Below are 20,849 nucleotides of genomic sequence, written 5' to 3' on the forward strand. Positions count from 1 at the left end.
GCGTGCCGCGCGGGGCGCGGCGGTGCGAGCGCGTATTGTACTTCGCCGCCGGCTGCCGCTGGCGCGGCACAGGCCATTCGGCCGACCCGCGCTCACAGCCACGCGGCGACGCCGCCGTGCCCCGAGCACGTGCCGCGCCGGTGGCGGCTGAAGCTGTACGTGCCGTCGCGGCAACGCGCGCTCGCGCCGTCCGGCACGCGGCCCGATTTCGAATGCGCGGGCGCATGCACGGTTTCGCCGTCGCGGTTGCGATACGTGTCGTGACGGTCGAGATCGGCTTCGTTGCCGTAGCCGGGCGGCGCGCGATAGGCGTGCGCGGGAAGCGGCAGCGCGGCGCCCGCGACGAAGAGCGCGGCGGACAGGGTCGCGACATGGGTCGCGCGGCGGAGCAGGGTGCGCATGGTCTCTCTCGTTCCGTTCGTTGTTATCGACGTCGGGCCGATCGCCCGCGCCGCATGTTAGCGGATCGGCGCCGGTGCCGGCGCGACGCTACGCCGCGCCGTCGGCCTGCGCGGCATCGAGAATCCAGCGGCGGAACGCGGCAACCTTCGGCCGTTCCGCGTGATGCGGCGGAGAGTGGGCGCGTCGCGCGGTTTCCGGTACGGTGACCGGACCGTCGACCATCGACTCGCGGTCGGGGAGGCATCGTGACATTCGACGAAGTCCGGCAGATCGCACTGACGTGGCGCGGCGTCGAGGAAGGCACGTCGTACGGCACGCCCGCGCTCAAGGTGAAGGGCAAGCTGCTCGCGCGGCTGCGCGAGGACGGCGACACGCTCGTCGTGAAGGGCGTCGGCCCCGACGAGCGCGCCTGGCTGATCGAGTCGGCGCCCGACGTGTATTACGTGACCGATCACTATGTCGGCTGGCCGATCGTGCTCGTGCGCCTGTCGGCCGCGCATCCCGACGCCGTGAAAAACCTGCTCCTGCGGGAATGGCGCGCAATCGTGCCGGCGAAGTGGCGGAAGGAAGCCGCCGGCGACATGAACTGAACGGCGCGCGCAGCACGCGAGCCGCCGCCGAAACCGGATCAAGCGTTGCATCGGTTCGTGTCGATGCAACGAGTGGTTCCATCGAAATTCTCCAATTGGTTCTTAGTGAAGAACCGTTTGGTGCTTACACTCCTTCGCTTCGAAGGCGGCTGACGACGGCCGACGGAACGGGCGTACGCGATGCCCGGCGCCCGGTGCGCCGCATCGCACCCGCAGCTTCGCAGACTGCGCGGACGACCCGACCGGAACGGCCCCATCCGGCCTCATGCCCGCGTGCGCCGCACGCGCGGCCGCGGCCGGATTCAAGAACGACAACTCCCGCGCCGCCTTCACGCGACACCGGTCGTACCGGAACCGTTTTTTGGAGAGAGACAGATGAGTGGAAGCAACACAGGCCTCGGCACCGGCCTGAAGCAGCGTCACGTCACGATGATGTCGATTGCCGGCGTCATCGGCGCGGGCTTGTTCGTCGGCTCCGGCCACGCGATCGCGGAAGCCGGGCCGGCATCGATACTCGCGTATGCGATCGCGGGCGTGCTGGTCGTGCTGGTGATGCGCATGCTCGGCGAAATGGCCGTCGCGCATCCGGACAGCGGGTCGTTCTCGACCTATGCCGATCGAGCGATCGGCCACTGGGCGGGCTTCACGATCGGCTGGCTGTACTGGTGGTTCTGGGTGCTGGTGATCCCGATCGAGGCGACCGCCGCCGCGACCATCCTCAATGCGTGGTTTCCGGGCATCGCGACGTGGATCTTCGCGCTCGGCATCACGCTGCTGCTCACCCTCACCAATCTCTTTTCCGTCAAGAACTACGGCGAATTCGAATTCTGGTTCGCGCTGATCAAGGTCGTCGCGATCGTCGTGTTCCTGTGCATCGGCGGCGCGGCGATCGTCGGCATCATTCCCGCGCCGGCCGTGTCGGGCGTGTCGAACCTGTTCGTGCACGACGGCTTCATGCCGCACGGCGCGAGCGCGGTGCTCGCGGCGATGCTCACGACGATGTTCTCGTTCCTCGGCACCGAGATCGTGACGATCGCGGCCGCCGAATCGGACAACCCGCAACGCCAGATCGTGCGTGCGACGAACTCGGTCATCTGGCGTATCACGCTGTTCTATCTCGGCTCGATTCTCGTCGTCGCGGCCATCGTGCCGTGGAACGACCCGCTGCTGCCGAAGCACGGCTCGTATCAGCGCGCGATGGAATTGATCGGCGTCCCGAACGCGAAGGCGATCATCGACGTGATCGTGCTCGTGTCGGTCGCGAGCTGCCTGAATTCGGCGCTGTACACGGCGTCGCGGATGCTGTTCTCGCTGTCCAGGCGCAAGGACGCGCCCGCCTTCCTGCATCGCACCGATTCGACCGGCACGCCGCGCGCGGCCGTGCTCGCGTCGACCGCGTTCGGTTTCCTGACCGTGATCGCGAACTACCTGATGCCGGAGCAGGTGTTCGGCTTCCTGCTCGCGACGTCGGGCGCGATCGCGCTGCTCGTGTATCTCGTGATCGCGATCTCGCAGCTGCGGATGCGCAAGACGCTCGAAGCGGGCGGCGCGGACCTGACGCTGCGGATGTGGCTGTTCCCGTGGCTCACGTGGGCGGTGATCCTGTTCATCTGCGGCACGCTGACCGTGATGTTCGTCAGCGAGGAACACCGGATGGAGGTTGGCGCGACGGCCGTGCTGGCGTTGATCGTGCTGCTCGCGTCGTGGCTGAACAAGCGTGGGCGCGATGCGCGGGTGGATGCGGGGCGGCGGGTGTCGGCGACGTGATCTGATCGAATGAGGTGACGACTGGGTGCGAAGTCCCGGGCGTGAATATGGCCTGATCGGCGGTTGCTGGTCGGGCCATTTGCTTTTTTGAGCGAGTACGCGGATACACGGAACGTCACGCTGCCCGATCTTTCGTACCCTGCGATCGTTGATGTACGAACGCGTCAAAATCGAACTCGTCTGATTTCATCGCGAACGGCAACGCCATACATTGATCGCTTCGAGAACCGAGGTGAACGATGAGGCCGACTCGCGTTAGCGGTCGCGCCAGGAGAGGCAAATGGCGAACGAAAGCCTGCGATTGAGTGACGCAGGCTGGGCCGAGCTGCGGAGACGGGAAAGCGCAGTCATGGCTTACTACAACGACCAAGCGAACAACTGTACCTATGGTATCGGAACGCTGGCTCACACCGGGCCGTGCACCCCGGAAGAATTGCGCACGCCGGTTGCGACGACGCAAGTCAATGCACAACTCGCGGTCCGGGTCCGTCGGGCAGAAGCCGCCGTGCGGCGACATGTCCCGCTTCGGCAATTGACGCAGTTGCAATTCGATGAGCTCGTCAGCCATGCCCACAATACCGGCAACACAGGTGCGCTGGCCGTGTTCCGTTCAGCGAATCAGAGCGACGACGCGGGCGTCGTGTCGCACATGAATCAGCGCGTCTGGATTCATCCGCGAGACGATAACGGGCGTCGTCTGGCGCCCGTTCGTTCAAACGGGCTTGTCAACCGGCGCCGACTTGAATCGGCGCCGTTCCAGTCACAACAGAGGGCACCGTGAGAACGGCCATGATCGGTTTGCTCGTGCTGACGTCGACGCATGCATTTGCCGGCCCGACGGCAGCGGACGAGATAGCGGCGCGCAGCGGCTTGCCGGCAAGCGAGGTCAACGCGCTGCTCAGTGACTGTGAATCGAGCCAGACGAGCATGAATTTTTGCGCGTGGCGCGATCAGCTCGTCGCCGAGCGGGAATTGCAGCGGATCGTCGACAAACAGGTGAGCGAGCAGCCACGGCGCAAGGCGGCGCTCGACGCGCAGATGGCGAAGTGGAAGAAAGCGCGCGACACATCCTGCGAAAAATCGGCGCGTAACGAATGGGGCGATGGTTCGATGCGACCTGCGGCACGGGCGATCTGTGCAACGGAGGCAACGAAGGAAATGGCGAAAAGGTTGTCGGCTCGCGCTTCCCGCAAACCTTCATGAATCGGTCCGGCATGACAAAAGGCCGCTGCGTTCGCGATCTCGTCACTGCCGATGCGTGTTCGCCATGTCATGCAGGAGTGATGCCCTGGCGTACTCGCGTCCTGTTATCAGGAGATCAGGTCGGCTGGCGTCCGCTTAAACGACCGTGCCCCGATGTGTGACGATCGATTCGTTCCCGTTGGGAAATAAATCATCGACACTTGGGATATTTGTTACTGAGACAGTTTCACTTATTCTACGGGCTCACCACCAATCAAGCGTCCGACCATGTCGATCCGTCATCTGTTTTCTTCCGCATTCGCGGCGAGTGCACTACTCGGCGCCGCATCCGCGAGCACTGCCGCCCCGCTGACCGTCGATGTCTACAATCCGGGCGCGCATGCGATCTTCCCGGTTTCGTCCGAAATCGTTTCGGGCAAGACCGAGGCGATCCTGATCGACGCCCAGTTCCAGCGCAACGACGCGCAGGCGCTGGTGAGCCGGATCAAGGCGAGCGGCAAGACGCTCAAGGCCGTCTACGTGAGCCACAGCGACCCCGACTATTACTTCGGGCTGGAGACCATTCACGCGGCGTTCCCGGATGCGAAGGTCATCGCGACGCAGCAGACCGTCGCCGCGATCGAGGCCAGCAAGGACGGCAAGCTCGCCTACTGGGGCCCGATCCTGAAGGACAATGCGCCGACTTCGGTGATCGTGCCGCAGCCGCTCGACGGCAATACGCTGCGCGTCGACGGCGAGCCGCTGCGCATCGTCGGGCTTGACGGCCCGACGCCCGATCGCACGTTCGTGTGGATTCCTTCCACACGGACCGTGGTCGGTGGCATCCCGGTCGCCGCGAACATTCACGTGTGGATGGCCGACACGCAGACGCCGCTGTCGCACGCGAACTGGCTGGCGACGCTCGACCGGATCGATGCGCTGAAGCCGGCGCGCGTCGTGCCTGGCCACTTCCTGCCGAACCGTGACGGCAGCCAGCCGTTCGCCACCGGCGTCGCGTTCACGCGCAATTACGTGAAGGCGTTCGACGACGAAGCGGCGCGCGCGAAGGATTCGGCGGCGCTGATCGCGGCGATGGAGGCGCGCTACCCGGATCTCGGCGAGAAGTCGTCGCTCGAGCTGGGCGCGAAGGTCGCCAAGGGCGAGATGCAATGGCCCGCGCCGGCGCCGTTCCCCGCGGCGGGCAAGACGGTGCGCGTGCAGCTCGGCGCTGCCGCGTTCGACCTGCACTTCCAGGACGACAAGACGATGTCGTTCGTCGGCACGGCCGGCCAATTCAACGGTGTGACGGATACGGTGCAGTACATGGCGCGCGAGATCCGTCCGCAGGTGTACATGGTGTACTGGCATGAGCCGTCCACCGGCTCGAACGTCGTGCACGTCGAGGATTTCGAACGCGGCACGGTGGACACGAACATCGTGACGAAGGACGGGCAGTTCCTGCATATGTCCGGGACACTGAAGATCGTCGGGCGGGAATGAGTCGGTCTTCCGTCATCGAAAAAGAAAAAGCCCGCATTCAGCGGGCTTTTTTACGGTCGATGCAGCAGCAACGCTCAAACGTTGAACAGGAAGTTCATCACATCCCCGTCGTGCACGACGTATTCCTTCCCTTCCGCGCGCATCTTGCCGGCTTCCTTCGCGCCTTGCTCGCCCTTGTACGTGACGAAGTCGTCGAACGCGATCGTCTGCGCACGGATGAAGCCGCGCTCGAAGTCGGTGTGGATCACGCCGGCCGCCTGCGGAGCGGTATCGCCGATGCGGATCGTCCACGCGCGCACTTCCTTCACGCCCGCGGTGAAATAGGTCTGCAGGCCGAGCAGCTTGAAGCCCGCGCGGATCACGCGGTCGAGGCCCGGCTCTTCCATGCCCATGTCGGCGAGGAACGCTTCCTTGTCCGCGTCGTCGAGATCGGCGATTTCCGCCTCGATCGCCGCGCACACGGCGACCACCGGCGCGTTTTCGCTTTCCGCGTACTTGCGCACCGCCTCGAGGTGCGGGTTGTTCTCGAAGCCGTCGTCCTTCACGTTAGCGACATACATCGCCGGCTTCGCGGTGATCAGGCAGAACGGCTTGATCAGCGCCTGTTCGTCGTCCGACAGCGCGAGGCCGCGCACGGCCTTGCCCTGGTCGAGCTGCGCGCGCACTTTTTCGAGCACCGCGACGAGCTTCGCCGCTTCCTTGTCGTTGCCCGACTTCGCCGCCTTCGAATAGCGCGTGAGCGCCTTCTCGATGGTGCCGAGATCGGCGAGCGCGAGTTCGGTGTTGATCACTTCGATGTCGTCGATCGGGCTGACCTTGCCGGCGACGTGAATGACGTTGTCGTCCTCGAAGCAGCGCACGACGTGCGTGATCGCGTCGGTTTCGCGGATGTTCGCGAGGAACTGGTTGCCCAGGCCTTCACCCTTGCTCGCGCCCGCGACGAGGCCCGCGATGTCGACGAACTCGACGACGGCCGGCACGACGCGCTCGGGCTTGACGATCTCGGAGAGCGCCTTCAGGCGCGTATCCGGCACTTCGACGATGCCGACGTTCGGCTCGATCGTGCAGAACGGGTAGTTCTCGGCGGCGATGCCGGCCTTGGTCAGCGCATTGAACAGGGTGGACTTGCCGACGTTGGGCAAGCCGACGATGCCGCATTTGAGACTCATGGAATCCTTCGGACGGGTGAGGCGGCGCGGCCGGACAGGGCACGGCGGCGCGGGAAAAAAGGGCGGCCGGCGCGTGGAGCGCGGCGGGCCGACGGTCAAAAACGCTATTGTACCGTGCCGGCGCGCCGGATTCCGGGCCTGGCGCCGAACGGCCGATGCGGCTGGCCGTCGCGCGGGCGCGCCGGCCTGCGATTCTGCTGATTTCCCGCAAAGTCCGGCCGCGTAAGGGTTTGGCCCCGCGGCTATAATGCCCGCCATGACTGCCCACCACTCCTTCGACGTCGCCGTGGTCGGCGGCGGGCTCGTCGGCAAGACGGCCGCGCTCGCGCTGACCCAGTCCGGCTACAAGACAGCCTTGCTCGCCCAGCCGGCCACGCCGCGCCCCGCCGATCTCGCGTTCGACACGCGCATCTACGCGCTGTCGTCCAGTTCGCAGGCGTTGCTCGAGCGGCTGCGGGTCTGGCAGGCGCTCGACCACGGCCGGCTCGCGCCGGTCTACGACATGCGCGTGTATGGCGATGCGCATGCCGAACTGCATTTCTCTGCTTACCAGGCGTCCGTGCCGCAGCTCGCATGGATCGCCGAATCGTCGCTGGTCGAGGCGTCGCTCGACGCCGCGCTGCGGTTCCAGCCGAACCTCACGTGGTTCGACGCGCGTGCGCAGGGCTTCGACGTGCGCGACGACGCGGCCGTGCTCACGCTGTCGTCGGGACAGGTGCTCGAGGCCGATCTCGTCGTCGGCGCCGACGGCGCGCATTCATGGGTGCGTTCCCAAATGGGGGCCAGGGTGGAGCGGCGCGACTATCGGCAGACGGGCGTCGTCGCGAACTTCAAGGCCTCGCTGCCGCACCGCGAGACGGCGTACCAGTGGTTCCACGAAGGGGAGATCGTCGCGCTGCTGCCGCTGCCGGACGGCCATGTGTCGCTGGTATGGTCCGCGCACACCGCGCATGCGGACGAACTGCTCGCCCTCGATCCGGCGCAGCTCGCGGCCGAGGTCGAGCGCGTGTCGCACGGCCAGATCGGCACGCTCGAATGCGTGACGCCGGCCGCCGGCTTCCCGCTGGCGCTGCAGACGGTCGACAAGCTGATCGCGCCGCGCGTCGCGCTCGTCGGCGATGCCGCGCACCTGATCCATCCGCTCGCCGGGCAGGGGATGAACCTGGGGTTGCGCGACGTCGCCGCGCTCGCCGACGCGATCGCGCGCAAGGAAAGCTTTCGCAACCTCGGCGATCCGGTGCTGTTGCGCCGCTACGAGCGTTCGCGCCGCGAGGATATCCGCGCGCTGATGGTCGCGACCGATGGCTTGCAGCGGCTGTTCGCGGTGCCGGGCTCGCTCGCGAAGGCGGTGCGCAATGCGGGCATGGCGTTCGTCGGCGCGCAGCCGCTCGTGAAGCGCTGGCTCGTGTCGGCCGCGCTCGGCTGATCGAACCTTCCGCCACTGCGTGGGTCGGAGACGGTTCCGTTACGGCGTACACTGTGCCGTGCACTCCGATTGAGCTGAAGGAAGATTTCGATGAAAAAAACGATCCGCATCGCGTCGCTGGCGCTGGCCGTCACGATGGCGACGCTTGGCTGCACCGCGCAGGCCGACCAGACCACCGACAAGCTGAAGGCCACGCTGCAAGCCCGTCTCGGCAACGACGCGCCGATCAAGAGCGTGTCGAAATCGCCGGTTGCAGGCCTTTACGAAGTGAACCTCGGCTCGCAGATCATCTATAGCGACGCGGCGGGCGACTACGTGCTGCTCGGCGATCTCGTCGACACCAAGTCGCACAAGAACCTGACCGACGCCCGCCTGTCCGAAATCAACAAGATCGACTTCGCGAGCCTGCCGTTCGCGAATGCGATCAAGGTCGTCAAGGGCAACGGCGCCCGCAAGATCGCGGTGTTCTCCGATCCGAACTGCCCGTACTGCAAGAAGCTCGAGACGACGCTGCAGTCGGTCGACAACGTGACCGTCTACACGTTCCTGTACCCGGTGCTGTCGCCGGATTCGACCGCGAAGTCGAAGGCGATCTGGTGCGCGACCGACCGCGCGAAGACCTGGGAAAGCTGGATGCTCGACCACCGCGCGCCGTCCGGCGCCGGTACCTGCGACACCACCGCGCTCGACAAGAACCTCGCGCTCGGCCGCGGGATGAACGTCACGGGCACGCCGACGATCTTCTTGCCGGACGGCCGCCGCCTGCCGGGCGCGGTATCGGCGGACCAGCTCAACCAGGCGCTCGCCTCGAGCAAGTAACCGACTGCACGCCGGGCGCATGGCCCGGCCAGCGAGGGGCGCCCGCACGATCTGCCGGCGCCTCTCTTCGTTTTCGCCGCCGTATTCGACCGACCGATTGCCACGATGACCCAGCCGATCCGCTATTCGATTGTCCCGAAAGATCTTGCCGCCCACCTGTTCGAAGTGACGGTGACGGTTGCCGATCCCGATCCCGAAGGCCAGCGTTTCTCGCTGCCGGTATGGATTCCCGGCAGCTATCTCGTGCGTGAGTTCGCGCGCAACATCGTGACGCTGCATGCGTTCAACGACGCGGGCCGCAAGGTGCGCATCGCGAAGACCGACAAGCATACGTGGCAGGCCGCGCCCGTCACCGGCGCGCTGAAGCTGCGCTACGACGTCTATGCGTGGGACCTGTCGGTGCGCTCCGCGTATCTCGACGACTCGGGCGGCTTCTTCAACGCGACGGCCGTGTTCCTGAGCGTCGTCGGCCGCGAGGCGGCGCCGTGCGAAGTCGATATCGCGAAACCGGCCGGCCCGGCGTTCCGTACGTGGCGCGTCGGCACCGCGCTGCCCGAGGCGCGCGGCACCAGGCGCTACGGTTTCGGCGCGTATCGCGCGGCGAACTACGACGAACTGTCCGACCATCCGGTGACGATCGGCGAATTCGCGCTCGCGACGTTCGACGCGCACGGCGTGCCGCACGACATCGTGATCGCCGGGCGCGTGACGCAGCTCGACCTGGAGCGGCTGCGTACCGATCTGAAGCGCGTATGCGAAGCGCAGATCGCGCTGTTCGAGCCGAAGTCGAAGAAGGCGCCGATGGATCGCTACGTGTTCATGACGCTCGCGGTCAGCGACGGCTACGGCGGCCTCGAGCATCGTGCGTCGACCGCGCTGATCTGCAACCGGACCGACCTGCCGGTGAAGGGGCGCGCGGAAACGACGGAAGGCTATCGCACCTATCTCGGCCTCTGCAGCCACGAGTATTTCCACACGTGGAACGTGAAGCGCATCAAGCCGGCGGCGTTCGTGCCGTATGACCTCACGCGCGAGAACTACACGTCGCTGCTGTGGCTGTTCGAAGGCTTCACGTCGTATTACGACGACCTGATGCTGGTCCGCAGCGGGCTGATGTCGCAGGACGACTATTTCGCGGCGCTCGGCCGTACCGTTGGCGGCGTGCTGCGCGGCACGGGCCGGCTCAAGCAGAGCGTCGCGGAAAGCTCGTTCGACGCGTGGATCAAGTACTACCGCCAGGACGAGAACGCGACCAACGCGATCGTCAGCTATTACACGAAGGGCTCGCTCGTCGCGCTCGCGTTCGATCTCGCGATCCGCGCGCGGACGCGCAACCGGAAGTCGCTCGACGACGTGATGCGCCTGCTGTGGCAACGCTACGGCCGCGACTTCTATCGCGGCAAGCAGGCGGGCGTGGACGAAAACGAAGTCGAGACGCTGATCGAAGAGGCGACGGGCGTCGCGCTCGGCCGACTGTTCGCCGACGCCGTGCACGGCACGCGCGACCTGCCGCTCGGCGAACTGTTCGCGCCGTTCGGCGTGACGCTGGCCCCCGACGTCGCGCTCGGCGCGGCCGCGAAGCCGACGATCGGCGCGCGCCTGCGCGGCGGCGCGGACTGTACGTTGGCGGCGGTCTACGAAGGCGGCGCCGCGCATCGCGCGGGGTTGTCGGCCGGCGACACGCTGATCGCGGTGGACGGGCTGCGCGTGACGGGCACGAACCTCGATGCGCTGCTCGCACGCTACCGGCCGGGCGACAAGGTCGAGGTTCACGCGTTCCGCCGCGACGAGCTGCGCACCGCGAAACTGAAGCTCGACGGGCCGGACATCACCCGCTACCGGCTGACGGCGGCCGCGAAGCCGGCCGCGGCCACGAAGGCGCGCGAAGCCTGGCTGAAGGGGTAAGCGTACGAAAGCGGGTGGCGGGGCGCGATCCAGGATTGTTCTGCTGTTGCAACAATCCGTCGCCCTGAACCCGCTTTTTCGCGGTCATATGGCCACGCACAATGGCGTCACTCGCGCTACCGAAGCGCAACCCCACCCGGAGCCTGACATGACGACCATTCTGCAAATCAATTCCGCTGCGCGTTCGCAAGGTGCGCAATCCACGCTGCTGGCCAACGAACTGACGGCAAAGCTGCAACAATCGAACCCCGGCGCGAACGTCGTGGTTCGCGACCTGCTCGCCGATGCGCTGCCGCACCTCGACGAATCGGTGCTCGGCGCGTTCTTCACGCCGGCCGACCAACGCACCGCGGAACAGAATGCGATCGTCGCGAAGAGCGATGCACTGATCGCCGAGCTGCAGGCTGCCGACATCATCGTGATCGGCGCGCCGATGTACAACTTCGGCATCTCGTCGCAACTGAAGACGTATTTCGACTGGATCGCCCGCGCAGGCGTCACGTTCCGCTACACCGAGAACGGTCCGGAAGGCCTGATCAAGGGCAAGAAGGTTCACGTCGTGACGGCCCGTGGCGGCAAGTATCTGGGTACGCCGAACGACAGCCAGACCCCGTACCTGCGCACGTTCCTCGGCTTCATCGGCCTGACCGACGTGAACTTCATCCATGCGGAAGGCCTGAACCTCGGCCCGGACGCGCAGAGCGCCGCGCTGGCCGGCGCACGCGAAGCGATCGCCGCCGCGTAACGCGCCAGGTCGACGCGGGTGCCACGCACCCGCTGCGTCGCCCGATAAAAAAACGCCGCGCCCTTCACGAAGGGACGCGGCGTTTTTGCATTCGGCCGGCGAACTCGCCGCCGAGGCCGTTACGCGAGCGTTTCGGCCACGTCCGGCAGACGCCAGTCGATCGGTTCGCGGCCGGCATCGACCAGATAGTCGTTTGCGAGCGCGAAATGGCGGCAGCCGAGGAAGCCGCGGTGCGCGGACAGCGGCGACGGATGCGGCGCCTCGAGCACGCAATGCGCGTTCGCGTCGAACAGCGCGCGCTTGGCCTGCGCGTGCGCGCCCCACAGCATGAATACGAGTCCGCGATGGCGGCGGGCGAGCTCGCGGATCAGCGTGTCCGTGCACTGCTCCCAGCCGCGCTTCGCATGGCTCGCGGCCGCGCCGCGCTCGACCGTCAGCACGGTGTTGAGCAGCAGCACGCCCTGGCGCGCCCACGTGTCGAGGCAGCCGTGACGCGGCGTGTCGTGACCGAAGTTCGCGGCGATTTCCTTGAAGATGTTGCGCAGCGACGGCGGCGTGCGGACGGCCGGCGGCACCGAGAATGCGAGGCCGTGCGCCTGCGGCGTGCCGCGATCGTCGCCATGGTACGGATCCTGGCCGAGGATCACGACCTTCACGTCGTCGGGATGCGTCAGGCGCAGCGCGCGGAACACGTCGGTCGGGTAGACCGTCTTGCCGGCGGCGCGCTCTTCGTCGACGAAGCGGCACAGCGGAGCGTACGCGTCGCTGTCGGTGAACGGTTTCAGTACGTCGCGCCAGACGGCCGGCAGCGCGTCGAATTGCGCGGCGAGATGCGGTACGTCGGCGGCAACGGGTCGCGGTGCCGCGGCGGCCGGGGCTGGCTCGGGCATGGGCGCCGGCGCCGGTGCGGCGGCTTTCTTCGCGGGTTTGCGCCGGGCTGCCGGCGGCTCGGAAGCCGCGGACGGAATATCGGCCGGTGCCGTTTCCGGCACGGGATCGTCGAACAGCGACGCCTGTTGCGGCGCGCGGGAAGTCTTGCGGGTTGCCATGCGTGATGCGTGTTTATTGCGCGCGCAGCCGGTAGCCGCGCTGCGCCTTGCTGATGTTTTCGGGAACGAGGCCCGGCAGCGCCTGCTGCAGTTCGGCGGCGAGCGTCGCGAGCGCCGTTTCCGGGCCGTCGATCAGTTCGAGTTCGATTTCGCTGATCGGTTCGCGGCGCGTTTCGTGTTCCGCCTGGACGACAATCTCGCCGAGGTCCACCGCGGCCTCGACGGTTGCGCCGCCGATGGCGATGCGCCACAGCGTACGCGAAAAATCCGTGCGGAACAGTGCGTGCAGCGCGCCGGCCGCGTCATTGAGCGCGGCGGCGGCTTCCGGCACGTCGCAGGCCGCGACGAGCGCGTCGATTTCGAGCGCGTCGCCCGCGACCGGCAATTCCCACTCGTGGCGGCTGTGCAGGCCGCCTTCCGCGCTGCCGACCGTCTTGAACGTCTGCAGCCAGCCGTCCGGCGTGCGGCGCACGCGCACCGCGCTCTTCGAACGCGCGAGCGCGAGATCGGGCGTGTCGTAATAGACGTTCGCGAGCGTGATCGCGCGACCGGGTTCGCCGGTCAGCGTCTCGAAGAAGCGGCGCGCGGCGTCGGCCTGGCCGGCCGGCAGCGCGAGCTTGATTTCCTGTTCGATCGCCATCAGAAGAACATCCGTGCGAGTTCCTCGCCCGGCTGGTCGGCGCGCATGAACGCCTCGCCGACGAGGAACGTGTTCACGTTCGCCGCGCGCATCGTGTCGACGTCGGCGCGCGACAGGATGCCCGATTCGGTCACGACGATACGGTCCGCCGGAATCATGTCGAGCATGTCGAGCGTGGTCTGGATCGACGTCTCGAACGTGCGCAGGTTGCGGTTGTTGATGCCGAGCAGCGGCGTCTTCAGCGTCAGCGCCTGTTCCATCTCGTGGCGGTCGTGCACTTCGACCAGCACCGCGAGGCCGAGCGAGTGCGCATAGGCTTCGAGTTCCTGCATCAGCGGCGTGTCGAGCGCGGCGGCGATCAGCAGGATCGCGTCGGCGCCCATCGCGCGGGCTTCGACGATCTGGTACGCGTCGACGATGAAGTCCTTGCGCAGCACCGGCAGCGTGCAGGCCGCGCGGGCTTCCTCGAGATAGCGGACGCCGCCCTGGAAGAACTGCTCGTCGGTCAGCACCGACAGGCACGCGGCGCCGTGCGCCGCATACGAGCGCGCGATGTCGGCCGGCACGAAATGCTCGCGCAGCACGCCTTTCGACGGGCTCGCCTTCTTGATTTCGGCGATCACGGCGGCATTGCCGGCTGCGTGTTTCGCCCGCAGCGCGCCGACGAAGTCGCGCAGGTCGCGCGCCGATGCTTCGAGTTTCAGTGCCTCGAGCGGCGTGCTGCGGATGGCTGCCGCGATTTCTTCGCGCTTGACGGCGATGATTCGGTCGAGAATGTCGCTCATAGGGGTTCCTGCTGGGTTCGTAAGAGGGTCAGCGCTTGAACTGCTGCGTGAAGCGCACGAGTTCGTCGACCTTCGCACGGGCCTTGCCGCTCGCGATCGCTTCGCGGGCCAGCTGGATGCCGTCCGCGATCGACTCGGCGATATTGGCCGCGTAGAGCGCGGTGCCCGCGTTCAGCGTGACGATCTCGCGCGCGACGCCCGGCTGGTTGTCCAGCGCGCCGAGCAGCATCGTGCGCGATTCGTCCGCATTTTCCACCTTCAGCGTGCGGTTCGACACCATCTGCAGCCCGAAGTCCTCCGGATGGATCTCGTATTCGTGCACCTTGCCGTCGCGCAATTCGCCGACGAGCGTCGCGGCCCCGAGCGACACCTCGTCCATTCCGTCCTTGCCGTACACGACGAGCACGTGCTGCGCGCCGAGGCGCTGCATCACGCGTACCTGGATGCCGACGAGGTCGGCGTGGAACACGCCCATCAGCTGGTTCGGCGCGCCGGCCGGATTGGTCAGCGGGCCGAGGATGTTGAAGATCGTGCGCACGCCGAGCTCGCGGCGCACGGCCGCGATGTTCTTCATCGCCGGGTGATGGTTCGGCGCGAACATGAAGCCCATGCCGGTTTCGGCGATCGATGCGGCGACTTGGTCCGACTGCAGGTCGATGTTCACGCCGAGCGCCTCGAGCACGTCGGCGCTGCCGGACTTGCTCGATACGCCGCGGTTGCCGTGCTTCGCGACCTTCGCGCCCGCGGCCGCCGTGACGAACATCGACGCGGTCGAGATGTTGAACGTGTGCGAGCCGTCGCCGCCGGTGCCGACGATGTCGACGAAATTCGAGTTGTCCAGCACCTCGACGTGGTTCGCGAATTCGCGCATCACGGTCGCGGCGGCGGCGATCTCGCCGATCGTCTCCTTCTTCACGCGCAGCCCGGTGATGATCGCGGCCGCCATCACGGGCGACAGGTCGCCGCGCATGATCAGCCGCATCAGGTGCAGCATTTCGTCGTGGAAGATCTCGCGGTGCTCGATCGTGCGTTGCAGCGCTTCCTGCGGGGTAATCGTCATCGTGCGCCTCCCGTCAGGCAGCCGGTGCGGCGGCATGGGCCGCTGCGCGATGCTGCTTCAGGAAATTCTCGAGCAGCGCATGGCCGTGCTCGGACAGGATCGATTCCGGGTGGAACTGCACGCCTTCGACCGGCAGCGTCTTGTGGCGCACGCCCATGATCTCGCCGTCGTCGGTCCACGCGGACACCTCGAGGCAGTCCGGCAGCGATTCGCGTTCGATCGCGAGCGAGTGGTAGCGCGTCACGTCGAAATGCTTAGGCAGGTCGGCGAACACGCCGCGGCAGTCGGTTTCGATCCGGCTCACCTTGCCGTGCATGATGGTCTTCGCGCGCACGACGCGGCCGCCGAACGCTTCGCCGATCGCCTGGTGGCCGAGGCAGACGCCGAGGATCGGCTTCCGGCCCGCGAATTCGCGCAGCACGTCGAGCGTGATGCCCGCGTGCTGCGGATTGCTCGGGCCGGGCGACAGGCAGATGGTGTCGGGGTTCAGGCGCGCGATGTCGTCGAGCGTGATTTCATCGTTGCGGTAGGTACGCACGTCCTCGCCGAGTTCGCCGAAGTACTGGACCAGGTTGTAGGTAAACGAGTCGTAGTTGTCGATCATGAGCAGCATGGTCAGTCTCCGGTCAGAAGTCGCTATCGAGGCCGTCCTGGACCTGTTCGGCCGCACGCAGCACCGCGCGCGCCTTGTTCTCGGTCTCTTGCCATTCGGATTCGGGCACCGAATCCGCGACGACGCCGGCCGCCGCTTGCACGTACAGGTTGCCGTTGTGGATCAGGCCCGTGCGGATCGCGATCGCGAGATCCATCTCGCCCGAGAACGACAGGTAGCCGACCGCTCCGCCGTACAGCCCGCGCTTGACCGGCTCGAGCTCGTCGATCAGTTCCATCGCGCGCACCTTCGGCGCGCCGGACAGCGTGCCGGCCGGGAACGTCGCGCGCAGCACGTCGTAGTTCGTCATGCCGGGCTTCAGCTTGCCTTCGACCGAACTGACGATGTGCTGCACGTGCGAATACTTCTCGATCACCATCTTGTCGGTCACCTGCACCGAGCCGATTTCCGCGATGCGGCCGACGTCGTTGCGCGCGAGGTCGATCAGCATCACGTGTTCGGCGATTTCCTTCGGATCGTTCAGCAGCTCGGTCGCGAGTTCCGCGTCGCGCTCCGGCGTGTTGCCGCGCGGGCGCGTGCCGGCGAGCGGGCGGATCGTGACGATCTGGTCGTCGCCGCGCTTTTCCTGGCGCACCAGGATTTCCGGCGACGCGCCGACCACGTGGAAATCGCCGAAGTTGTAGTAATACATGTACGGCGACGGATTCAGCGAACGCAGCGCGCGGTACAGCGACAGCGGATTGTCGCGGTACGGCTTCGTCAGCCGCTGGCCGACCTGGATCTGCATCAGCTCGCCGGCCGCGATGTATTCCTTCGCCTGGCGCACGGCGGCCAGATAGTCGTCCTTCTTGAATTCGCGGAACGTCTCGGTGCGCACGCTCGCCGACGTGACGGGCGGCTGCACGGTCGTGCGCAGGCGCTGTTTCAGTTCGCGCAGGCGGTGTTTCGCCTTCGCATACGCTTCGGGCTGGCCCGGGTCCGCGTAGATGATCAGGTAGAGCTTGCCGGCGAGGTTGTCGATTACCGCGACTTCCTCGGTCAGCAGCAACTGGATGTCGGGCAGGCCGAGATCGTCGCGCGGCGCGGTGTTCGCGAGCTTCTTCTCGATGTAGCGCACCGCGTCGTAGCCGAAGTAGCCGGCAAGGCCGCCGCAGAACCGCGGCAGCCCCGGGCGCTGCGCAACCTTGAAGCGCGCCTGGAACGATTCGATGAACTGGAACGGGTCGCCGTCGTGCGTCTCGACGACCTGGCCGTCGCGCACCACTTCGGACACGCCGTTGCGGGTGCGCACGAGCGTGCGGGCAGGCAGGCCGATGAACGAATAGCGGCCGAAACGTTCGCCGCCGACCACCGATTCGAGCAGGAACGAGTTGGCGCCCGCGCGTTCGGGCTGGGCCAGCTTCAGGTAGAGGGACAGCGGCGTTTCGAGATCGGCAAGGGCTTCCGCGATCAGCGGGATGCGGTTGTAGCCTTCGTTCGCGAGCGATTGGAATTCGAGTTCGGTCATGTTCCGGTCCTGTTCGGGACGAGCGGCGCGTGCGCCAGGGATCATTTGACGCTGCGCGGCTGGCCGTCGGCGAAAGGGCGGTCGATCGAGAAGTGCCTGTTGCCGGCCGGCACTCCGGGCGTGAACGTCGCGAGCCTGCGGCCGATCCTGAACGCAAGCGTTCGGGCGCGGTGGAACTCGAGGTGGTGCGACGGTCGGCGCGCGGATGCGCAGCGAGATAAAAAACGGCGCTGAAGACGTGCTTCAGCGTACCTCATCGAAGAGGTTAGCGCGACCAGCGACGCCAGGGCCAGGCTCCCCGGTCGATGCTGCTCAGACTCCGTTTTTTATTCAGAAACATGCGGATGGAAGAAATAATCAGACGGTTGGCCGGCCGGTATTGTGCGCGGAAATTGCACGGGCCGCGACCAGCAACGAATCGACTATACCATCCGAATTTATCGTTTGTATAGCTTTGCCGTGGTTGTAGCCGTACGGCACCGTCAGCGTCGCCATCCCGGCCGCGCGGCCTGCCAGCGCGTCGTTTTCCGAGTCGCCGATCGCGACCGCGGCGTCCGGCGCGACGCCGAGCGCGTCGCAGGCCGTCAGCATCGGCAGCGGATCGGGCTTCTTGCGCGCGACGCTGTCGCCGCCCAGCACGATGCCGAAGCAGCCGGCCAGCCCGTATTGTTCGAGCAGCTCGACCGCGAAGCGGTGCGGCTTGTTCGTCACGCACGCGAGCCGGATGCCGGCCGCGCGCAGCGCATCGAGACCGGCTGCCACGTCCGGATAGAGACGCGTGTGGCGACCGTTGATCTTCGCGTATTCGGTCTGGTAGATCGCCAGTGCATCGTCGAAGCGCGCGTGCGCTTCGTCGGCCGGAAAGCGCGGCTTCAGCACGCTGTGGATCAGGTGTTCGGAGCCCTTGCCGACGTAGCCGATTACTTCGTCGCGCGACGTGGCCGGCGCGCCGAGTTGCGCGAGCATCCCGTTCAGGCCGGCGGTGAAATCGTCGGCCGTGTCGACCATCGTGCCGTCGAGGTCGATCAGCGCCGCATCGATGCGCGGCGCGGCGAAGCGGATCGGCGCGGCGTCCGTGGCGGCCCCGGCCGGCGCGTGGCCGGCGAACGACGAGTCGGCCACGGCGTCAGCTCCGCTCGACGGTCGCGAGCGCCGCGCGCATCTCGTCGATCACCTTGCGGTAGTCGGGCTTGCCGAAGATCGCCGAACCCGCGACGAACGTGTCGGCGCCGGCCGCCGCGATTTCCGCGATATTGTCGGCCTTCACGCCGCCGTCGACTTCGAGCAGGATCTCACGGCCCGTGCGTTCGGTGTACGCGTCGATGCGGGCGCGCGCTTCGCGCAGCTTGTTCAGCGTTTCCGGAATGAACGACTGGCCGCCGAAGCCGGGATTGACCGACATCAGCAGCACGAAGTCGAGGCGATCCATCACGTGGTCGAGGTAGTTCAGCGGCGTGGCCGGATTGAACACGAGACCGGCCTTGCAGCCGTGGTCGCGGATCAGCGACAGCGTGCGGTCGATGTGGTCCGAGCCTTCCGGGTGGAAGCTGATCAGGTTCGCGCCGGCTTTCGCGAAATCGGGCACGATCCGGTCGACCGGGCGCACCATCAGGTGCACGTCGATCGGCACCTGCACGTGCGGGCGGATCGCCTCGCAGACGAGCGGGCCGATCGTCAGGTTCGGCACATAATGGTTGTCCATCACGTCGAAGTGAATCCAGTCGGCGCCGGCGGCGACCACGTTGCGGACTTCTTCGCCGAGCCGTGCAAAGTCGGCCGACAGGATGCTGGGAGCGATGCGGAATTGAGTCATGACAGGGGAGCGGGGACGTTGCGGCGCAAAACCGTCATTCTACCGTCCGGCGACCCGCTGCGCGGCGGCAGGCCGTGCGGTTGCGGCCCGAATGCGCATAGAATGCCGAACCAATGCGGCGCGCCCGCGGCCCGGCCGCTCGAGTCGGCGCGCGCGGTTACCTACAGCGGACACACCATGAGTCAGTATCAGTTCACCGTTTCGGTGAAAACCAGCTACTTGCCGGAACAATCCGACCCCGATCACCGTCAATACGCATTCGCGTACACGCTGACGATCCGCAACACCGGGCAGGTCGCGGCGCAGCTGATCGCACGTCACTGGATCATCACGGACAGCGAGAGCCACGTGCAGGAAGTGAAGGGGCTTGGCGTCGTCGGGCACCAGCCGCTGCTGCAGCCGGGCGAGCATTTCGAATACACGAGCTGGGCCGTGATCGCGACGCCGGTCGGCACGATGCGCGGTGCGTACTTCTGCGTGGCAGAGGACGGCGAGCGTTTCGAGGCGCCGGTCGACGAGTTCGCCCTGCACATGCCGCGCACGCTGCATTGAGCGTGCGGCGCGCGTCAGCGCGGCTGGCGGTCGTCGCGGCGGGCCTGCTTCTTTCTGCCCGACGAAGTCCATACGACGATGAAGATCAGCAGGGCAAGCGCGACGAAGGCTTCGAGCGCGAAGATGAGCATCGGATATTGGTCGAGAAAATCTGACATGGCGGTTTCCATCAAGAACGGACATTGTATGTGGTTTGGGCCCCGGCTGGCCGGGTGGATGGCCGCGGCCGCGGCGGCGGCGCTGCTCGCCGCGTGCGGCGGCGCGCCGACGCGGACTTCCGCGCTGAAGCCGCCGACCGGTGCGGCGATCGTGCCGGGGCAGGTCGCCGCGAAGCGGCTCACGCCGGTCGCGTGGCAGCAGGTGCCGGGCTGGCAGGACGATTCGCTGATCGGCGCGACGGCTGCGCTGCGGCAGAACTGTGCACGGCTCGCGCGCCAGCCGGCCTGGACACGCGCTTGCGCGGCCGCCGACCGGCTCGACGAACTCGACGTCAGCAGCGCCCGCAGCTTCTTCGAAACATATTTCACGCCGTTCCAGTTCGCGAACACCGACGGTACGCTCGACGGGCTCGTGACCGGCTATTACGAACCGCTGCTGCACGGTTCGCGCGTACGCCGCGGCCCGTATCAGTACGCGCTCTATCGCTGGCCGGCCGGCTATCGCGCGGGCGCCGCGCTACCGGCACGCGCGCAGCTCGAGCGCGCCGGCATCCTGAACGGCAACGAGCTCGTGTGGGTCGACGATCCGATCGAGGCATTCTTCCTGCAGGTGCAGGGCTCGGGGCGCGTGCTGCTCGACGACGGCTCGGTGATGCGGGTCGGCTTCGGCGGTACCAACAACCAGCCGTACCGTTCGATCGGCAAGTGGCTGCTCGATCGCGGCGAGCTGACGCCCGCGCAGGCGACGATGCAGGGCATCAAGGCCTGGGCGAAGGCGAACCCGACGCGCGTCGACGCGCTGCTCGATACGAATCCGCGCTTCGTGTTCTTCCGCGACATGCCGACCAAGGAGGATGCGCCGCACGGCGGCGCGGACGGTCCGATCGGCGCGCTCGGCGTGCCGCTGACGCCGGAGCGCTCGATCGCGGTCGACCCGTCGTCGATCCCGCTCGGCACGCCGGTGTTCCTGCAGACCACGCGTCCGTTGACGAATACGCCGATGAACCGGCTCGTGTTCGCGCAGGATACGGGCTCGGCGATCAAGGGCGGCGTGCGGGCGGACTATTTCTGGGGGCTCGGCGACGACGCGGGCGACCAGGCCGGCCGGATGAAGCAGGTCGGCCGGATGTGGCTGCTGTTCCCGAATTCGTGATTGGGGGGCGGCGA

At 66.8% G+C, this 20,849-nt stretch carries 23 protein-coding genes; 11 read left to right on the top strand and 12 right to left on the bottom strand.

Features of this window, described 5'->3' with window-relative positions:
* Positions 1-92: 92 nt before the first annotated feature.
* Both CFB49_RS02150 and CFB49_RS36195 read right to left on the bottom strand, forming a co-directional pair.
* On the bottom strand, positions 93-401 hold the full coding sequence (locus CFB49_RS02150; RefSeq protein ID WP_069619483.1) for a DUF3761 domain-containing protein: 309 nt from the start codon (positions 399-401) through the stop codon (positions 93-95).
* A gap of 88 nt (positions 402-489) precedes the next feature.
* The gene (locus CFB49_RS36195) at positions 490-654 is read right to left on the bottom strand and encodes a hypothetical protein (RefSeq protein ID WP_179234848.1); all 165 of its coding nucleotides are present in this window, start codon (positions 652-654) and stop codon (positions 490-492) included.
* On the opposite strand from CFB49_RS36195, the gene CFB49_RS02155 reads away from it, so the two are divergent.
* From CFB49_RS02155 to CFB49_RS02180, 5 genes are all read left to right on the top strand, one after another.
* Complete coding sequence (locus CFB49_RS02155) at positions 648-992, top strand: MmcQ/YjbR family DNA-binding protein (protein ID WP_089490623.1); 345 nt, start codon at positions 648-650, stop codon at positions 990-992. The genes CFB49_RS36195 and CFB49_RS02155 overlap by 7 nt on opposite strands.
* A gap of 375 nt (positions 993-1,367) precedes the next feature.
* Positions 1,368-2,759: a GABA permease gene (gabP, locus tag CFB49_RS02165; protein ID WP_089490624.1), complete on the top strand. Its 1,392-nt coding sequence runs from the start codon at positions 1,368-1,370 to the stop codon at positions 2,757-2,759.
* Positions 2,760-3,039: 280 nt separating this feature from the next.
* The gene (locus tag CFB49_RS02170) at positions 3,040-3,540 is read left to right on the top strand and encodes a lysozyme (RefSeq protein WP_089490625.1); all 501 of its coding nucleotides are present in this window, start codon (positions 3,040-3,042) and stop codon (positions 3,538-3,540) included.
* An 8-nt stretch (positions 3,541-3,548) separates the two neighbouring features.
* Positions 3,549-3,962, top strand: coding sequence for a lysozyme inhibitor LprI family protein (locus tag CFB49_RS02175; RefSeq protein ID WP_089490626.1), 414 nt, complete (start codon positions 3,549-3,551; stop codon positions 3,960-3,962).
* Between the two features lie 267 nt (positions 3,963-4,229).
* On the top strand, positions 4,230-5,441 hold the full coding sequence (locus CFB49_RS02180; protein WP_089490627.1) for an MBL fold metallo-hydrolase: 1,212 nt from the start codon (positions 4,230-4,232) through the stop codon (positions 5,439-5,441).
* Between the two features lie 74 nt (positions 5,442-5,515).
* On the opposite strand, the gene ychF is transcribed toward CFB49_RS02180, so the two are convergent.
* Entirely contained in the window at positions 5,516-6,610 is a 1,095-nt protein-coding gene (gene ychF / locus CFB49_RS02185; RefSeq protein ID WP_089490628.1) for a redox-regulated ATPase YchF, read from the bottom strand.
* 247 nt (positions 6,611-6,857) lie between these two features.
* On the opposite strand from ychF, the gene CFB49_RS02190 reads away from it, so the two are divergent.
* The 4 genes from CFB49_RS02190 (at position 6,858) to CFB49_RS02205 (ending at position 11,505) form a co-directional block, all read left to right on the top strand.
* Entirely contained in the window at positions 6,858-8,036 is a 1,179-nt protein-coding gene (locus CFB49_RS02190) for a UbiH/UbiF family hydroxylase (protein WP_089490629.1), read from the top strand.
* 90 nt (positions 8,037-8,126) lie between these two features.
* The gene (locus CFB49_RS02195) at positions 8,127-8,855 is read left to right on the top strand and encodes a DsbC family protein (RefSeq protein ID WP_069619489.1); all 729 of its coding nucleotides are present in this window, start codon (positions 8,127-8,129) and stop codon (positions 8,853-8,855) included.
* A 105-nt stretch (positions 8,856-8,960) separates the two neighbouring features.
* Positions 8,961-10,760 carry a M61 family metallopeptidase gene (locus tag CFB49_RS02200; RefSeq protein WP_089490630.1) on the top strand — a complete coding sequence of 600 codons (1,800 nt, stop codon included), beginning with the start codon at positions 8,961-8,963 and terminating at the stop codon, positions 10,758-10,760.
* Positions 10,761-10,908: 148 nt separating this feature from the next.
* Positions 10,909-11,505 (top strand): FMN-dependent NADH-azoreductase, encoded by a 597-nt coding sequence (locus CFB49_RS02205; RefSeq protein ID WP_069619491.1) that lies wholly within the window; start codon positions 10,909-10,911, stop codon positions 11,503-11,505.
* 119 nt (positions 11,506-11,624) lie between these two features.
* Here the strand turns inward: CFB49_RS02205 and CFB49_RS02210 are convergent, their stop codons facing one another.
* From CFB49_RS02210 to rpe, 8 genes are all read right to left on the bottom strand, one after another.
* Entirely contained in the window at positions 11,625-12,554 is a 930-nt protein-coding gene (locus CFB49_RS02210; protein ID WP_089434481.1) for a uracil-DNA glycosylase, read from the bottom strand.
* A gap of 13 nt (positions 12,555-12,567) precedes the next feature.
* A complete protein-coding gene (locus tag CFB49_RS02215; RefSeq protein WP_011546533.1) occupies positions 12,568-13,194 on the bottom strand; it encodes a CYTH domain-containing protein in 627 nt (208 codons plus the stop codon).
* Positions 13,194-13,979 carry an indole-3-glycerol phosphate synthase TrpC gene (gene trpC / locus CFB49_RS02220; protein WP_069619493.1) on the bottom strand — a complete coding sequence of 262 codons (786 nt, stop codon included), beginning with the start codon at positions 13,977-13,979 and terminating at the stop codon, positions 13,194-13,196. Before trpC ends, CFB49_RS02215 begins: the two co-directional genes overlap by 1 nt.
* Positions 13,980-14,007: 28 nt before the next feature.
* On the bottom strand, positions 14,008-15,039 hold the full coding sequence (gene trpD, locus CFB49_RS02225; protein ID WP_069619509.1) for an anthranilate phosphoribosyltransferase: 1,032 nt from the start codon (positions 15,037-15,039) through the stop codon (positions 14,008-14,010).
* A 13-nt stretch (positions 15,040-15,052) separates the two neighbouring features.
* The gene (locus tag CFB49_RS02230) at positions 15,053-15,652 is read right to left on the bottom strand and encodes an aminodeoxychorismate/anthranilate synthase component II (RefSeq protein WP_069619494.1); all 600 of its coding nucleotides are present in this window, start codon (positions 15,650-15,652) and stop codon (positions 15,053-15,055) included.
* Between the two features lie 13 nt (positions 15,653-15,665).
* The gene (trpE, locus tag CFB49_RS02235) at positions 15,666-17,159 is read right to left on the bottom strand and encodes an anthranilate synthase component I (protein WP_050013049.1); all 1,494 of its coding nucleotides are present in this window, start codon (positions 17,157-17,159) and stop codon (positions 15,666-15,668) included.
* 357 nt (positions 17,160-17,516) lie between these two features.
* Positions 17,517-18,281, bottom strand: coding sequence for a phosphoglycolate phosphatase (locus CFB49_RS02240; RefSeq protein WP_089490631.1), 765 nt, complete (start codon positions 18,279-18,281; stop codon positions 17,517-17,519).
* 4 nt (positions 18,282-18,285) lie between these two features.
* Complete coding sequence (gene rpe / locus CFB49_RS02245; protein ID WP_006482066.1) at positions 18,286-18,972, bottom strand: ribulose-phosphate 3-epimerase; 687 nt, start codon at positions 18,970-18,972, stop codon at positions 18,286-18,288.
* A 177-nt stretch (positions 18,973-19,149) separates the two neighbouring features.
* Between rpe and apaG the strand changes: the two genes are divergently transcribed.
* A complete protein-coding gene (gene apaG, locus CFB49_RS02250; RefSeq protein ID WP_006477037.1) occupies positions 19,150-19,524 on the top strand; it encodes a Co2+/Mg2+ efflux protein ApaG in 375 nt (124 codons plus the stop codon).
* 14 nt (positions 19,525-19,538) lie between these two features.
* Here the strand turns inward: apaG and CFB49_RS36645 are convergent, their stop codons facing one another.
* Positions 19,539-19,694 (bottom strand): hypothetical protein, encoded by a 156-nt coding sequence (locus CFB49_RS36645; protein ID WP_249190562.1) that lies wholly within the window; start codon positions 19,692-19,694, stop codon positions 19,539-19,541.
* A gap of 16 nt (positions 19,695-19,710) precedes the next feature.
* Between CFB49_RS36645 and mltA the strand changes: the two genes are divergently transcribed.
* Positions 19,711-20,835, top strand: coding sequence for a murein transglycosylase A (gene mltA, locus CFB49_RS02255; protein WP_069619496.1), 1,125 nt, complete (start codon positions 19,711-19,713; stop codon positions 20,833-20,835).
* Positions 20,836-20,849: the final 14 nt, after the last annotated feature.

Origin of the sequence: Burkholderia sp. AU17457 (assembly GCF_002223255.1) — a bacterium.
GTDB classification, from domain to species: Bacteria; Pseudomonadota; Gammaproteobacteria; order Burkholderiales; family Burkholderiaceae; genus Burkholderia; species Burkholderia sola.